General features: G+C 37.9%; 14 protein-coding genes. 11 read left to right on the forward strand and 3 right to left on the reverse strand.

All coding sequences use genetic code 11. The annotated features are described in order from the left end of the window. Positions 1–54 precede the first annotated feature (54 nt). From A9C19_RS20715 to A9C19_RS20755, 9 genes are all read left to right on the forward strand, one after another. A complete protein-coding gene (locus tag A9C19_RS20715; RefSeq protein WP_072581624.1) occupies positions 55–1059 on the forward strand; it encodes a FecCD family ABC transporter permease in 1005 nt (334 codons plus the stop codon). Beyond that, positions 1056–2111: a FecCD family ABC transporter permease gene (locus tag A9C19_RS20720; RefSeq protein ID WP_072581625.1), complete on the forward strand. Its 1056-nt coding sequence runs from the start codon at positions 1056–1058 to the stop codon at positions 2109–2111. Before A9C19_RS20715 ends, A9C19_RS20720 begins: the two co-directional genes overlap by 4 nt. Positions 2112–2130: 19 nt before the next feature. Then, positions 2131–2934 (forward strand): ABC transporter ATP-binding protein, encoded by an 804-nt coding sequence (locus tag A9C19_RS20725; protein ID WP_072581626.1) that lies wholly within the window; start codon positions 2131–2133, stop codon positions 2932–2934. Positions 2935–3308: 374 nt separating this feature from the next. After that, positions 3309–4886 (forward strand): histidine kinase N-terminal 7TM domain-containing diguanylate cyclase, encoded by a 1578-nt coding sequence (locus tag A9C19_RS20730; protein ID WP_072581627.1) that lies wholly within the window; start codon positions 3309–3311, stop codon positions 4884–4886. 566 nt (positions 4887–5452) lie between these two features. After that, positions 5453–6757, forward strand: coding sequence for a GHKL domain-containing protein (locus A9C19_RS20735; RefSeq protein ID WP_072581628.1), 1305 nt, complete (start codon positions 5453–5455; stop codon positions 6755–6757). Positions 6758–6781: 24 nt separating this feature from the next. Next, a complete protein-coding gene (locus A9C19_RS20740) occupies positions 6782–7474 on the forward strand; it encodes a helix-turn-helix transcriptional regulator (protein ID WP_083584457.1) in 693 nt (230 codons plus the stop codon). A 137-nt stretch (positions 7475–7611) separates the two neighbouring features. Continuing rightward, positions 7612–8508, forward strand: a complete 897-nt coding sequence (locus A9C19_RS20745) for an EamA family transporter (RefSeq protein WP_072581630.1) — start codon at positions 7612–7614, stop codon at positions 8506–8508. A gap of 30 nt (positions 8509–8538) precedes the next feature. Beyond that, positions 8539–8871 carry a chaperone CsaA gene (gene csaA / locus A9C19_RS20750; RefSeq protein WP_072581631.1) on the forward strand — a complete coding sequence of 111 codons (333 nt, stop codon included), beginning with the start codon at positions 8539–8541 and terminating at the stop codon, positions 8869–8871. 61 nt (positions 8872–8932) lie between these two features. Further along, complete coding sequence (locus tag A9C19_RS20755) at positions 8933–9364, forward strand: RrF2 family transcriptional regulator (RefSeq protein WP_420835804.1); 432 nt, start codon at positions 8933–8935, stop codon at positions 9362–9364. Between the two features lie 367 nt (positions 9365–9731). Here the strand turns inward: A9C19_RS20755 and A9C19_RS20760 are convergent, their stop codons facing one another. Next, positions 9732–10250, reverse strand: coding sequence for an NUDIX hydrolase (locus A9C19_RS20760; protein WP_072581633.1), 519 nt, complete (start codon positions 10248–10250; stop codon positions 9732–9734). A gap of 465 nt (positions 10251–10715) precedes the next feature. Between A9C19_RS20760 and A9C19_RS20765 the strand changes: the two genes are divergently transcribed. Beyond that, a complete protein-coding gene (locus tag A9C19_RS20765) occupies positions 10716–11423 on the forward strand; it encodes a nitroreductase family protein (protein WP_083584458.1) in 708 nt (235 codons plus the stop codon). 152 nt (positions 11424–11575) lie between these two features. Here A9C19_RS20765 and ahpF read toward each other — a convergent pair whose 3' ends face one another. Together ahpF and ahpC are read right to left on the reverse strand one after the other, a co-directional pair. After that, complete coding sequence (gene ahpF, locus A9C19_RS20770) at positions 11576–13105, reverse strand: alkyl hydroperoxide reductase subunit F (protein WP_072581634.1); 1530 nt, start codon at positions 13103–13105, stop codon at positions 11576–11578. Positions 13106–13117: 12 nt separating this feature from the next. Further along, positions 13118–13681 carry an alkyl hydroperoxide reductase subunit C gene (ahpC, locus tag A9C19_RS20775; RefSeq protein WP_072581635.1) on the reverse strand — a complete coding sequence of 188 codons (564 nt, stop codon included), beginning with the start codon at positions 13679–13681 and terminating at the stop codon, positions 13118–13120. A gap of 206 nt (positions 13682–13887) precedes the next feature. On the opposite strand from ahpC, the gene A9C19_RS20780 reads away from it, so the two are divergent. After that, on the forward strand, positions 13888–14826 hold the full coding sequence (locus tag A9C19_RS20780) for a hypothetical protein (protein ID WP_072581636.1): 939 nt from the start codon (positions 13888–13890) through the stop codon (positions 14824–14826). Positions 14827–14947 lie beyond the last annotated feature (121 nt).

Below are 14947 nucleotides of genomic sequence, written 5' to 3' on the forward strand. Positions count from 1 at the left end.
CTTTTTAATATCTTCTACACTAGCTATATATGAAAAGTAGAAAGGTTTAACGATATGAACCAAATTACGGTACCAATAAAAATAGGTAAAATACTAGCGATGATTATTCTTCTCATTATTTTGATTGGGATGAGTATCATACTAGGGTATACGGATACATCTATAAAATTAGCTTACGAAGCCTTTACTATGTTTGATGGAAGCAATGAACACTTAATTGTACAAACAGTTCGCTTGCCGAGGGCTCTAATTGCTGCAAGTGTTGGTGCTTCATTGGCAATAGCAGGCGTATATATGCAAACACTTACAAAAAATCCTCTAGCATCTCCTGGAATTTTAGGTATTAACGCTGGAGCAAGTTTTGCTGTCGTATTTGTCCTAACATTCTTCCAAGTATCAAGTCTGGATATCTTTACATGGGTATCATTTTTAGGAGCAGCCGTAGCAGCGTTGACTGTTTATTTCATCGGAAATGTTGGGAGACAAGGATTAACTCCAATGAAACTAACTCTTGCAGGAGCAGCTTTAACGGCACTTTTCTCTTCTTTTACACAAGGGATCTTAGTAACGAATGAAGCGGCGCTTGATGAAGTATTATTTTGGTTGTCTGGATCTGTGCAGGGAAGGAAGCTAGAGATATTGACTTCTGTCTTTCCTTACCTTGCCATAGGATGGGTCATTGCTCTTATTTTCACTCCAATTATGAATGTGTTAGCTATGGGAGATGACGTTGCTAGAGGATTAGGCTTGAAAGTAGGACTCGTGAAAATAACAGTAGGAATTCTTGTGATTTTACTTGCAGGTGGTTCTGTAGCAATAGCTGGACCAATTGGCTTTATCGGAATTGTCATTCCACATATCGCCCGCAAATTAATAGGGACAGATCATCGTTGGCTTGTTCCGTTTGCTGGACTTCTTGGAGGCGTTCTTTTGTTGGCGGCTGATATTGGTGCTAGATACATTGTTATGCCTCAAGAGGTTCCTGTAGGGGTTATGACAGCCTTCATTGGTACTCCATATTTTATTTATTTAGCTAGGAAGGGGATTAACAAAGGATGAAGGGATATCGAAGCGTACGAATTGGTAAAGACAAGGTGTCCCTCCTCTTGGATCAGAAAGCACTTATTAAATTACTGATCCTTTTAGTCTTAACGCTGATGATATTTATTATTAGTGTAGGGTTAGGAGATCTACATATCCATCCTTTTAATGTGATTAACCTGTTATTCGGTGGTGGAACAGAGGTAGAGAAGCTCGTTGTGTTTCAATTGCGTTTACCAAGAATTATTATTTCTATGTTAGTTGGTATGGCATTAGCTGTAGCAGGAGGAATTCTTCAAGGGATGGTTAGAAATCACTTGGCTTCACCAGATATTATTGGGGTAACGGCAGGTGCTAGTATGGCTGTTGTTGCTTTTTTATGGTTGTTTAGTGATGATAGATACTCTCTACTAGTTAGTGTGAAATGGATGCCACTAGCTGCTTTTATAGGAGCTTCACTTGTAGGAATGGCGGTGTACTTTCTTTCATGGAAGGATGGCGTTACACCTATCCGACTAGTATTAATTGGGATTGGGATGTCTGCCCTTATGCAGGCTGGAACAACAATGTTTATGGTCTTGGGGCCTATATACATGGCGAGCCAAGCGAATGTATGGATTACTGGAAGTGTCAATAGTGTAACCTGGGAAGATGTGAATGTTCTTTTACCTGTTGTTATTGTGTTGCTCATATTGGCATTTATTTTCTCCCGACATGTGAATATCCAATCACTTGGCGAAGATGTAGCTAAGGGAGTAGGAAGCCCGATTGAACGCCATCGTTTTCTTTTACTGTTAATTAGCACAGGATTAGTAGGTACAGCCGTCGCATTTGCAGGTGGAATAGGGTTTGTTGGTCTTATGGCGCCACATATTGCGCGAAAGCTTGTTGGATCCTCTTTTGGCGCCTTATTGCCTGTATCTGCATTAATCGGTGCCATTCTCGTAATGTTAGCAGATTTAATTGGGCGAACACTATTTTTACCATCCATTGTCCCTGCAGGTGTATTTACTGCTACACTGGGTGCCCCTTATTTTATCTATCTCTTAGTGAAGTCAAAAAACAACTAAGAGAGGAAGGTGTGAAGAGATGACAAGTAATTTACAAACGGATAAACTCACTCTTGCATATGGTGATCGAGTTATTATTAAAGAATTAGATCTAGTCATTCCAAAAGGGGAAATTACCGTCTTTATTGGTGGGAATGGGTGCGGGAAATCAACCCTACTACGATCGATAGCCAGGCTACTAAAGCCTGAAGGTGGAAGCGTCCTCCTTGATGGAGAAAGCATTGCCAAGCTACCTACGAAAGAAGTGGCACGGAAATTGGCGATCTTACCGCAGGCACCGGATTCTCCAGAAGGACTGTCTGTTTTGCAGCTAGTAAAACAAGGGAGATATCCTTATCAAAATTGGTTAAAGCAATGGACAAAAGAAGATGAACAGCATGTGACAGATGCCCTACATTCAACCTCCTTACTTGAATTGAAGGATCGGTCAATTGATGAGCTATCGGGTGGGCAACGACAAAGGGCATGGATTGCCATGACGCTTGCTCAGAACACAGATATTATTCTATTAGATGAACCAACTACGTACCTTGATATGACACATCAAATCGACATTCTTGACCTTTTGTATGATTTAAATGAAAAAGAAAATAGGACAATCGTGATGGTCCTGCATGATTTAAATTTAGCATGCCGATATGCTCATCATTTAGTAGCGATAAAGGATCAAAAAATTGTCGCACAAGGTGATCCTAATGAGATCGTGAATGCAGAGCTTGTCCATAAAGTATTTGAAATGAAATGTATGATTACGACAGATCCTCTTTTAGGCACACCTCTATGTATTCCTCATGGGAAAGGAAGAGCTGTTCTCCATACGTAGTAGTTATAGGCGGAAGAAATGGTGGAAAGAGTGCCTTTCTTTCGTTTTTTTATGCTCTTTATGTGTAGTAAGGAGAAAGTAGACATTGGAAGAGGATGCGAGAGGTGTATCGAATCTTATAAATAATTGTTTATATGACAGGTAGACGATCTTGACCCGAAGTGGAGTAATTTTCTAAAAAAGGTAGACGAGTCTTGCCCAAGATTGAGTGGTTTTCCCATAATATTGAACGATTTGCTGAATGGGCCTATAAACTTCAGCCTAAGATTCAAATAGACTGCCAGTTTACCCTTTCAGCCCCTATAAAAAGACGCTAACTCAAAAAATCCAATCTATGCTAAAGTAGAAGAAAGTAAAAGAATGAGGAGAATAATGTGAATTCGGCATTAAATATATCCATCACGCTAATTTGTGTGTCGACTGTTTTAAATTTGTATCTATGTTTATATGTGTTTATTAAACGTCACCATTATACAAGTATTGCAAAAGTATTTATTCTTCATTCGTTTTTAACAGCACTGTATTGCTTTGGTTCTGTCTATGTTCTCATGTCTACAACGATTGAAGAGATTAAATTTTGGACAACTGTTTTGTATGCAGGTATGCCACTATCTGCAACAATGGGTTTATTATTCATTATGAAATATTTAGGGATTAATTTGTCTCGTAAATCGTCCTGGTTACTACTAGGCATTCCGATTATGACCTTCTTAATGGTTGCAACCAATGACTTTCACCATCTACACTATCGAGTTTTTGAAATTGATCCTGAATTGGGGGCACCTTATGTCCATCAAGAAATGGGGTTTTGGTATATTGTACATGGTCTCTATACATTTTCAAGCTTGTTTGTTGCTTTTTTACTTGTGATGTTCCGGTGGAAGGAAACAACGGCAACGTATAGGCCGCAGCTACTATCCTTACTTTTTGGGCAGCTTATTCCGATGATCACTTCTTTTCTCTATCTTTTAGGTGTGACTCCACCTGGAATTGATCCTGTACCCATGGTTATGTGGATGACATCCTTATTTTATCTCTGGTCAATCAGTACTTCTCGAATGTTTACACTTATGCCGATTGCAAAGGATATTATATTTAACAGTATAAACGATGGAGCTATGGTTCTTGATGAAGATAATCGTTTAATTGAATTTAACAAATCGAGTCAGCAAATGTTTCCAGGTTTATCTCTTACAACACTCGGAAAACCATTCCTAGAGGTATGGCAAAGCCTCTTACATGACTCTCCCCCTTTTAGCCTAGAACATGGGCTTAGTCAGCAAGAATTTCGGGTGCCCACAAAAGATGGAACGATATCAACTTATCAGGTTCGAATTTCGAAGGTTCAACATACGTCAAAAAGTGAAGGGTTGTTACTGATATTTACCGATTTTACAGAACTAAAGAGATTACAGGTAAAGCTAGAACATTATGCTTATTATGACGAGCTAACACGTATTTACAATCGCCGAGCATTTTTTCAGCAATGTGAAGACATGCTTACCTCATCAAACCAGCATAGAAGTCCCTTTTCCATTATCCTCATGGATATTGATTACTTCAAAAAGGTGAATGATACATATGGACATGGTGTAGGAGATGAAATTCTTAAGCATGTTGCCAATATGATTACGAATGAATTAAGTCATGGAGAGCTTTTTGCACGATACGGTGGTGAGGAGTTTGTGTTGGCGTTAAAGGGCTACACAGAAATTGAGGCTGAAGAATTAGCAGAACGACTTCGTCTGAGAATAAACGAATCCTCACTACAGACAGCTGAAGGAGATCGTCTTTCTGTCACACTTAGTTTAGGTGTAGCCGGAGTAGAGAGCGGAAAAGACGAGACACTCCATCATATTCTCCACAGAGCTGATCAAGCGTTATATGTAGCAAAGGACGCAGGTAGAAATCAAGTGCGTGTCTATACACCCTCTATTGTTCTACTAAAATAAACAATAAGGAGGCTGGGACAGAAGTGCCTGGCACCGTATCGTAACGACTATATGTACGCACTGATTTATCTAGTGCACACAATAGATTGTATCGGAGGGTGCCTGGCTCTTTGTTTTGTCCCAGCCTCTTTTTTAGTTGGCTGTTTTCGTAAACTTTGTTGCTTTAAGTCATATGAAGAAAACAACGCTGTATAAAGAATAGTGGCAGCTTTTCTCCTTAGAATAACTACCTTATTTCTACTAAAATGCTGCTGCTAATTACTTTCTAGATGATTAGCAACAATCTTTCAGAATAGAGTCTTTAGTTTTGATTAATCTAAAAGTGGAAATTTGTCTTTACCATATGTATTGAGTATGTGATTCCTGAAGGGGTAAAGTTCCAAGGGCCCAGTAAAGGGGGACGAAACCATTTAATCATGTTTGAAAATCCGGTGTAAGTCCTACTATTTATCTAAGTTTTCCTCTTAAAATTAGAGTAGTTTTATGGTGGGAGATGATATACTGATAAGTAGATAGTCATTATTTATGACATGATTCTTTAAATGTGAGGAAGATCAAACTCTTCAATGAAAACCAATAAAATGAAACTAATAATAAGCTTATCTATTATTCTATTTTTATTTTTTACAGGGCTAAATATGTATATGTCGTATATCAATATAAGACAAACCGTAGAGAGCTCTGTAGGTGAACGAAGTTTAGAAGCTGCCATTTCCATTGCGAATTCAATGGACGTTGAAACGTACAAGCGTTTTTTAAACAATCCAGTTGAAAATGAAGAATATTGGAAAATTAGGCATGATCTAAACGATGCGAGGGAAAAAATCGGAGCACTTTATGTCTACACATTAGCCGTTGATAACCCAAAAGTATCATACGGTATGATAGTGGGTCTCCCTCCCGGTACAAAAGAAGATTATCCAATAGGAGTGGAATGTACCGTTCCCGAACAGCAAGTGAAAGAGGCATATGAAGGCAACACGTTTATAACAAAATCAATCTACGATTCTACGTATGATGTAACCTATATCTCAGTTGGGGCACCGATAAAGGACAAAGAAAATCAGATTGTTGGATTTCTAGGGATTGATATGAACATTGATACCCTCAAAGAAACAAGAGCAGAAGTCCTGAAGAATAGTTTGGCTATCTTTGCTTTTAACGGCTTTTTGGTATTAGCAGTGGTGCTATCCTTCTTGTTCATGCAAAGATGGTATCAAAAGGTCGTAATAGAGGAAGTAGCTTCAACAGAAGACATTTATCAGGCGGAGTTAAAGGGATTAATTGCTTCAGTGTCTTCAGTGAGACATGATTTTATCAATCATGTTCAAGTGTTACATGGACTGCTAAAAATTGGTCATTATGAACAAGCACTTGAATACGCAGCTTCCCTTTCTCATGAAGTGAAGACAATTGAAACTCTTCATTTAGATATTGAACATCCAGGTCTTTCTGTCTTCCTTCAAACAAAGAAGCTTTCTGCACAGAACTACCAGATTGATATGGATTTATCGATTTCAGATAGTCAATTTGAGAAAATAAAAACGCTTGATTTAATAAAAATTTTGGCTAATCTAGTGGATAACGCAATAGAAGCCACAATTCTTCTCCCTGAGGAACAAAGAAGAGTGAAGATTACATGTCACTCGGAACATAATCACTACTACTTCATGGTTAAAAATACAGGACCGAAAATTAAAAACAAAGAGCAAATCTTTGACCAAGGCTATTCAACAAAGGAATTAATGGGAAAAACAAGGGGGCAAGGCTTATTTATTGTAAAGGAAATTGTCCACCAGTATAACGGGACAATTGAAGTTGACTCAACAGAAAGAGAAACAATGGTAAAAGTAATGATTCCCATTCAGTAATTTCAATGGAAGGAGAGGGTGACTGTGCTTAATCAGGTTATTTGTGAGAAACGTTCGTATAGAAGAGAGTTTACTTCACATCAGCATGAATTTGGTCAGTTTCTCTTCCCTCTGGTGGGGTCATTGGATATCCATACAAAAAATCAGGATCTAGTTCTTAAGCCAGATTCCTGTTTCTACCTTCCTCCAGATCTGAATCATTTGTATCGATCGAAAGAACGTAATGAATTTTTAATTTTAGATATTCCAAAGAACTTTATTCCCCACCAAACAGATCGGATGCTTGTTCATATAGATGAGCAGTGGTCGGCAATTAGATCCTTATTAGTAGAGGAATCAAGGAGAAGGGATAGTAATGCATTGAATGACTTAACACGCTATATCACGAGTAAGTTAGAGATTTCGTTACCTACTTCCATCATCTATCTTCACGAGAATTTTAAAAAGCCATTCCGTTTAGAGAAATTGGCAGAAATCGAGCATTATCACCCCACATATTATTCTACTTGGTTTAAACAAAAAACAGGTAAAAGTCCAAAACAATATCTTTCAGATTTACGAATGAAAGAAGCAAAGACACTCCTCCTCCAGACTGATTGGACAATGACGAGAATTAGTGAGGAAATTGGCTTTGACAACTCGTCTTCTTTCACAAGGTGGTTTGTAAAACAAGAGGGAATCTCTCCTATTCGCTATCGATATCTTAAAAATGGATAAAAAGAATCTTAAATTAAGGAAAGAGAAGAAAGATACATTTCTTTATCATTACTTTATAGGTTTTTATCTTTTTTAAGGGGAGTTGCTTTCTAGCAATTCTACTTCCATCAGCTGTAGAATTGAGGTGATATCAAATCATGAATAAAGAAAAACGAACCCCGATCTTTGTGTTAGTTGCTGCGATTCTCTGGGGAACAACAGGAACAGCTCAATCCTTTGCACCTGAATTGGCACATCCAATTGCAATTGGCGCAGCACGGTTGGCTATAGGTGGCTTTTCTCTCATGGCGGTTGTCCTTTTGACAAAGGGAATGACCTTTAAAAATTGGCCAGTGAAACAGACGATCCTAGCAGCGGTATGTATGGCTTGTTACCAGCCATTATTTTTCTCCAGTGTAAAAGTGACAGGAGTCGCAATTGGCACTGTGATTGCCATCGGGAGTGCCCCGATCCTATCAGGAGCAATCGAATGGGCCTTTGCAAAAAGAATGCCTTCTAAAAAGTGGTGGGGCGCTACTTTATTATCCATAGCAGGATGTATCCTGTTATTTTTAAATGATGGGTCCATTCAAGTTGACCCACTTGGGGTCTTACTTGCCTTAGGTGCTGGGCTATCATTTGCAAGCTACACCTTTATTAGTGCAGAATTAGGTAAGCAGCAATCATCACTAGTTGTTGTTGCCGTTGTATTCTCCTTAAGCGCAATTATTCTCTCTCCATTTTTGGTTATATACGATATGTCGTGGATAGTTAAACCAGATGGAGTGCTTGTGAGTTTACATTTAGGACTTATTACGACATCACTAGCCTATTATTTATTTGCTAAGGGACTTCTAAGAGTGCCATCCTCTACTGCAGTTACATTATCCTTAGCGGAACCATTAACAGCAGCAATGCTTGGCATATTTCTACTTAATGAGTCGATGAACATTGTGTCATGGGTAGGACTATTTCTTTTAATTTTCGGTATAGTTTTCCTTATTCTTCCTATGAAGAAAATTGATCATACTAAGATAAAGACAGTAAATGTCTAAATCTGAAGGCGAAAAAGGTGGGTGTGTAGATTGGCAACTATTGAAGATTTTCTAGAGCTAGATATGAGAGTTGGGACCATTGTAAAGGCTGAGCCTTTTCCAGAAGCAAGAAAACCAGCAATTAAGGTTGTAATCGATTTTGGTCCTGAGATTGGAAGTAAACATTCATCGGCTCAAATCACAAAACGATATTCTCCAGGTGAACTTACTGGAAGGCAAGTTGTCGCAATCGTAAACTTTCCTCCAAGAAGAATAGCTGGTTTTAAATCAGAGGTACTTATACTTGGAGGCGTACAAGAAGAAGGGGATGTTGTATTAATAAAGCCAGATGAACATGTCGAAAATGGTACAAAAATCTCATAATCTTCCATTAGTCCTTTGACATCCTTCCTATTTTCAATCAAAATAAAATAGGACTAAAGGGGTGAACGAATTGGTAGAGAAAGTGTCAAATACTAGCTGGTACGGATTAGCATTACAAGCATTGATTATACTTGCAACTCATGAAGGAATTTGCCCTAGTAGTGTGATGGCCAAAAAACTTGGGTTTCAATCTACATTTCTAAGGAAGGTCTTAACACATCTAGTTAAAGCGGATATCATTCAAGCAAAAGAAGGTAGAGATGGTGGTTATTCATTAAACAAATCTCCAGAAGAAATAACGTTGGCAGGTGTTTATCATGCACTAACGGCAGAATTATTTCCAAAGGGATTTCTGAATGTACAAAGCAAAGAATGCTTCGCCCCTCCAACACAAGATGCTCTATGTGATCTCAGAGATGAAATGGAAGGCTGGATCATTGAAGGTTTAGAGAAAAAGACACTAGCAGATCTTCTAAATAAAAGGCTCTCTTAAACAAGAAAGAGCTAGTCTCCTAAAGTTGAGAAATAACCTTGTATCAAGGAGGAAATGCATGTGTTTTTGGGTTTTTAAAGGGAGTAGCATTTATAAGGAAAGAGCTAATTACAGAAGAAATAGCGAGATAATTAGCACGGTTCGCGAACGAAAATTTGTAGTATAAATAGTAAATCAAAACGCTCAGAAAATATTCTGAGCGTTTTTATCGTATTACTTATTTTTCTTGTTCAACTTAAACCTCTACTCACTTTTAAATTCATCGCTTATTAACTATCCTGCGTCTAGAGTGACACAAAAGAAATGCTTTCCTAGTATTTGGGAACGTTTAATTGATTGAATGTCTTTGATTCCTTGCACGTTTAATTTAAAGACGAATAGAGCCATAATGATGTCGACCCTCAAAAAGAAACGCAATGATACTCTCATAATAGGGTATAAATTGTTTTAGTTCGATCAGCTTTAAGATTTCCTCTTTAGAAGCCCATTTGGCTGCTTTCACCTCTTCAGTCTGTAACGTCAAATCATTTAAATCGAAGTCATATTCAATTAAATAATAATCATCAAAGCCACGTTCAAAGTTAATAGTAAAATGTGGACGAGTCATTTCAAAGTTATAATGAATTCCCAACTCCTCAAATAACTCTCTTGATGCAGCCTCCTGACTTGTATCGCCTGCAACAGCACTGCCGCCACAAGTGATATCCCAAAGGTTTGACCATCCTTGCTTAAAGGGCTGACGCTGTTGAATAAGCATTTCTCCTTTTGAATTAAATATACATACATGCACTACTAAATGAAACTCGTCTGGTGTCATTTCATCTCCACGAGTTATTTGTTTCTCTATTTTATCACGATGCTTATCTAATAAATCCCACTTTTCCATTGCTAAGCTCCTTACAAATATATTTGTAAAAACATTCCGAATATACAATAAAATTAGTTTAAAATAATGTATTTTTCAATAAATATTTAATGATCTGGAATAAAGTAGATAAACGTTACCAAAACATCGTTAGGACCATCTTATTTACTTAGAGTGGAAATTTCTCTTAAAAAAACTGACGATACCCCTTGTTATAAAAAACTGCCCTTTAGTTAAACAAACCTATACCGTTTCCTTATTTACACTTTAACATAAAATACCAGAACAAATAATTTATTTCTCCCACATATTGCAGTGAAATAACATAGTTTTTCACAACCGTTTTATCATGGTAAGAGAAAAGGTATTGGCCTTTCATCTTCCATTTTTCTACCCTTTTTAACTAGATAAGTAACTGTGTTTGACTTTGGAACAGTTTAAGGTTTATACTGTATCTGAAATCGATACAGTTAGGGAGTGGAATAATTGACAAAGAAAACAATGAGTAAAGAAGAATACCTAACAAAGGTAAGTGAAATTGATACAACAACAGACAAGCCAAAAGAGCTTGAGAATACAGACTTTTTTACAGTAGCAAAAGAAAGACGCTCTGTTCGACAATATGATCCAACTCATAAAATGGACCGCAGTGAAATTCGTGAAATTTTAGAAGCAGCCATTTTAGCACCTTCTTCTTCTAACCTTCAACCATGGAGATTTTTAGTAATTGAAGATCAAGCTGCGAAGGAAGAATTATTACCAATTGCAAACAACCAAAGACAAATCGTTGATGCATCTGTTGTAATTGCGGTATTAGGTGATAAACAAGCATATAAAAATGCAGATAGAATTTACACTCAGATCGCTGAAAGAGGAAACATGACTCCAGAAGTAAAGGACATGTATGTAAATAGTATTTTAGATAATTATGGAAGTGCGCCTGAAGATCGTTTATCTAGAATTGCGATGATTGATGGTGGACTAGTATCTATGCAGTTAATGCTTGCAGCAAAAGCAAAAGGCTACGATACAGTTCCAATGGGTGGCTATGATGCAGATCAGTTCGTAAATGCATTCAATGTACCAGATAATCTAGAGCCTGTTATGCTTATTTCTTTAGGAAAAGGAGCAAAAGCTGGTTTTGAAAAAACTCGTCTTCCATTAGAGGATGTACTTGAGTGGAATAAATACTAAGCTGAAAAGAAAGGCTGGGACTTTATATTTGTCCTAGCCTTTCTTTCGTTACAAGAGCGGGCTACTATATTGAAAAATGCTATTTTCAAAGGTCTCTAACAAAAAAACGACGATTTCCAATATGGAAACCGCCGTTAACGTTACGAAAAAAATTAGTTTCGTATTAAGTAATCAAATGCACCTAATGAAGCAGTTGCACCTGAACCCATTGAAATAATAATTTGGTTGTATGGACCGTCAGTACAGTCACCGGCTGCAAATAACCCTGGAACCGTTGTTGCACCATGTTTATCAACGACGATCTCACCAATACGGTTACGTTCAACTGTTTCATCTAACCAGTCTGTATTAGGAACAAGACCGATCTGAACAAATACACCGTGTAATGGTACATGTTTTTCAGCACCTGTCTCACGACTGATGTATGTAATACCATTTACAGTATCTGTACCCGTAATTTCTTTTGTTTGAACATTTGTTAGCACGGTTACATTTGGTAAACTGTGTAAACGTTCCTGTAGAACAGCATCTGCTTTTAATTCAGGCATGAATTCAAGAACTGTTACGTGGTTTACGATACCAGCTAAATCAATAGCTGCTTCGACACCAGAGTTCCCTCCGCCAATTACTGCAACGTCTTTTCCTTCAAATAGAGGACCGTCACAGTGTGGGCAGTAAGCAACACCTTTGTTTTTGAATTCTTGCTCACCTGGTACATTTACGTTACGCCAGCGAGCACCTGTTGAAACGATGACCGTTTTACTTTTTAAGATAGCTCCACTTTCAAGCTCAAGCTCAAAAAGATCTTTTTTCTCAAGACGTTTTGCTTTTTGAAGGTTCATGACATCGATACCATACTCTTTTACATGCTCTTCAAGGCTGGCAACAAGCTTTGGACCTTCTGTACGCCTTACGCTTATAAAGTTCTCAATACTCATTGTATCAAGTACCTGTCCGCCAAAACGCTCAGCAACAATTCCTGTACGGATTCCTTTACGTGCTGCATAAATTGCTGCACTTGAACCTGCAGGGCCGCCACCCACAACTAACACGTCAAAAGGTTCTTTATCAGAAAGCTCTGATGCATCTGGGCCAGTTCCCATTTTTGCAAGAATTTCTTCAAGCGTCATACGACCACTACCAAATGATTCTCCGTTTAAGAAGACAGTTGGAACAGCCATCACGTTCTTGCTTTCAACTTCATCCTTAAAGGTTGCTCCATCGATCATTGTATGAGTGATATTAGCATTTAAGTTACTCATAATGTTTAGAGCCTGTACAACATCAGGGCAATTGTGACAGCTTAAGCTAATGTATGATTCAAAATGAAATTCGCCTTTTATGTTTTTGATTTGATCAATAATACTTTGATCAACCTTTGGTGCTCTTCCGCTAACTTGTAGAAGGGCTAATACTAAAGAGGTGAACTCATGTCCAAGTGGAATTCCAGCGAATGTAATACCTGTATCTTCGCCAATGCGGTTTACACTAAAGCTTGGTGTTCTTTCAAGGTTTGCATGTTCAGATGAGATTCTCGGAGACATTGAAGCTAGCTCTTCAACAAGAGCTAGCATGTCTTTTGAAACATCATCAGAGCCTGCGCTGACCTTTAATACGATATCACCTTCCATCAATTGAAGGTATTGGTCTAGCTGTGCTTTAATATCTGCTTCAAGTATCATTATGTGTACTCCTTACAGCTTTCCAACTAGGTCAAGACTTGGTTTTAGTGTTTCTCCGCCTTCTTGCCATTTAGCTGGACAAACTTCACCTGGATTGTTACGTACGTATTGAGCCGCTTTAATTTTGTTTACAAGGTTGCTTGCGTCACGGCCAATACCGCCTGCGTTGATTTCAACCGTTTGAATGATACCGTCTGGATCGATAATGAATGTACCACGATCTGCTAATCCTTCCTCCTCGTTTAATACTTCGAAGTTACGAGAAATGGTTTGAGATGGATCCCCGATCATAGCATATGTAATTTTTCCAATTTTCTCTGAGCTATCGTGCCAACCTTTATGAGTAAAGTGAGTATCAGTTGAGACAGAGTAAACTTCTACGCCCAAATCTTTAAGTGTAGCGTATTCGTTTTGTAAATCTTCTAACTCAGTTGGGCATACGAATGTGAAGTCAGCTGGATAGAAGCAGAATACGCTCCATTGACCTTTAAGGCTTTCGTTTGTTACGTCGATGAATTCACCGTTTTTGTATGCTTTTGCTTGGAATGGTTTTACTTCAGAACCGATTAAAGACATGTAATCATTTCCTCCTAAAAGTTGTTTTCAATTATAAATACTATAGTAGCTATCTATAATTGTTATAATTATATACTAATTATTATATAGTTCTTTTTTCCAGTCAAGCCAAAGCCTGTTATAAATTCAGTTCTATAAAATAAAAATTGAAACATTTCACACCCTTTTTCCGTATGAATTAGAAAGGGCAAAGGGAGGAATTTGGAATGTTTTCTGAGTTAAATGCAAAGCTAGCAGAAGTTGAAGGGAAGGTACGAAAGAAGAGAAAATATCAAGTGCAGCTACAAGATTTCCAACGTGAGTTAAAAGGAATTAACGATAGAATTTCTCAATTAGAAGAAGAGTGGCATCTTGAAAAAGGAGACGTTGAAAAGCTTGAAGGCATCACCATAACTAACGTATTCGCAACCTTAACTGGAACGAAGGACGAAAGGCTTTCAAAAGAAAAAAGTGAGCTACTAGAAGCACGACATAAACTTGATGAAGCAAGGAAAACAAAAAAAGAAATTCAAGAGAGCATGGAGGAACTATACGAAAAACTAGATTCATATAGTCAGGTAGAGGAATATCACCTACAGCTTTTAAATGAAAAAGAACATCTTATTAAGACTGGTACATCGCCTGAAGCATTCAAATTGTTTGATCTTAGTGAGCAAGAGGGAAAACGGCAAGCGCTCAAAACGGAAATGAAAGAGGCCATTCAAGAGGGAGAACAGGTGATTGCAACTCTTCATCAAGCTAAAGCTTCGTTAGAAAAAGCAAATAATTGGGGAACCTGGGACATGCTTGGTGGTGGGATGGTATCTGGAATCGTAAAGCATCAGCATCTTGATGAGGCAGAAACGTATTTACATCAAGCCCAAAGAGAAATGAGACAATTTCAAAAGGAGCTCTTAGATCTCAGACAAGAGGTAAAGCTTGAGATCGATATTTCAAGTATGCTTCGGTTTGCTGACTTCTTTTTCGATGGATTTATTGCTGACTATATGGTTCAGGGTAAAATACAACAATCCTTAGATCAGGTAAGAAGCGAATCACGTAAAGCACAGGATATTGTGATGTCGTTAAAAGAACAGGTTAGACAAACTGAGCAAGATCTTGCACGAATCTCAAAAGCAAAACGAGATTTGGTCGAAGGATTGTAGAACTTGTAATGGGCGGGTGCCTTACACCTTACTTCATCCAAGATGATCTGTGATATTTTTTCCTCAAATAAACATATACCCAATAGGCAAGAAGTATGCTCTAATAAAAACAGAGTATTCT

The organism is Bacillus weihaiensis (assembly GCF_001889165.1).
GTDB classification, from domain to species: domain Bacteria; phylum Bacillota; class Bacilli; order Bacillales; family Bacillaceae; genus Metabacillus; species Metabacillus weihaiensis.

Excerpts from the sequence above, each read along its gene's own strand:
- A9C19_RS20715 (WP_072581624.1), top strand. The coding sequence starts at position 55 with ATGAACCAAATTACGGTACCAATAAAAATAGGTAAAATACTAGCGATG.
- A9C19_RS20720 (WP_072581625.1), top strand. The coding sequence starts at position 1,056 with ATGAAGGGATATCGAAGCGTACGAATTGGTAAAGACAAGGTGTCCCTC.
- A9C19_RS20725 (WP_072581626.1), top strand. The coding sequence starts at position 2,131 with ATGACAAGTAATTTACAAACGGATAAACTCACTCTTGCATATGGTGAT.
- A9C19_RS20735 (WP_072581628.1), top strand. The coding sequence starts at position 5,453 with ATGAAAACCAATAAAATGAAACTAATAATAAGCTTATCTATTATTCTA.
- A9C19_RS20745 (WP_072581630.1), top strand. The coding sequence starts at position 7,612 with ATGAATAAAGAAAAACGAACCCCGATCTTTGTGTTAGTTGCTGCGATT.
- A9C19_RS20760 (WP_072581633.1), bottom strand. The coding sequence starts at position 10,250 with ATGGAAAAGTGGGATTTATTAGATAAGCATCGTGATAAAATAGAGAAA.
- ahpF (WP_072581634.1), bottom strand. The coding sequence starts at position 13,105 with ATGATACTTGAAGCAGATATTAAAGCACAGCTAGACCAATACCTTCAA.
- ahpC (WP_072581635.1), bottom strand. The coding sequence starts at position 13,681 with ATGTCTTTAATCGGTTCTGAAGTAAAACCATTCCAAGCAAAAGCATAC.
- A9C19_RS20780 (WP_072581636.1), top strand. The coding sequence starts at position 13,888 with ATGTTTTCTGAGTTAAATGCAAAGCTAGCAGAAGTTGAAGGGAAGGTA.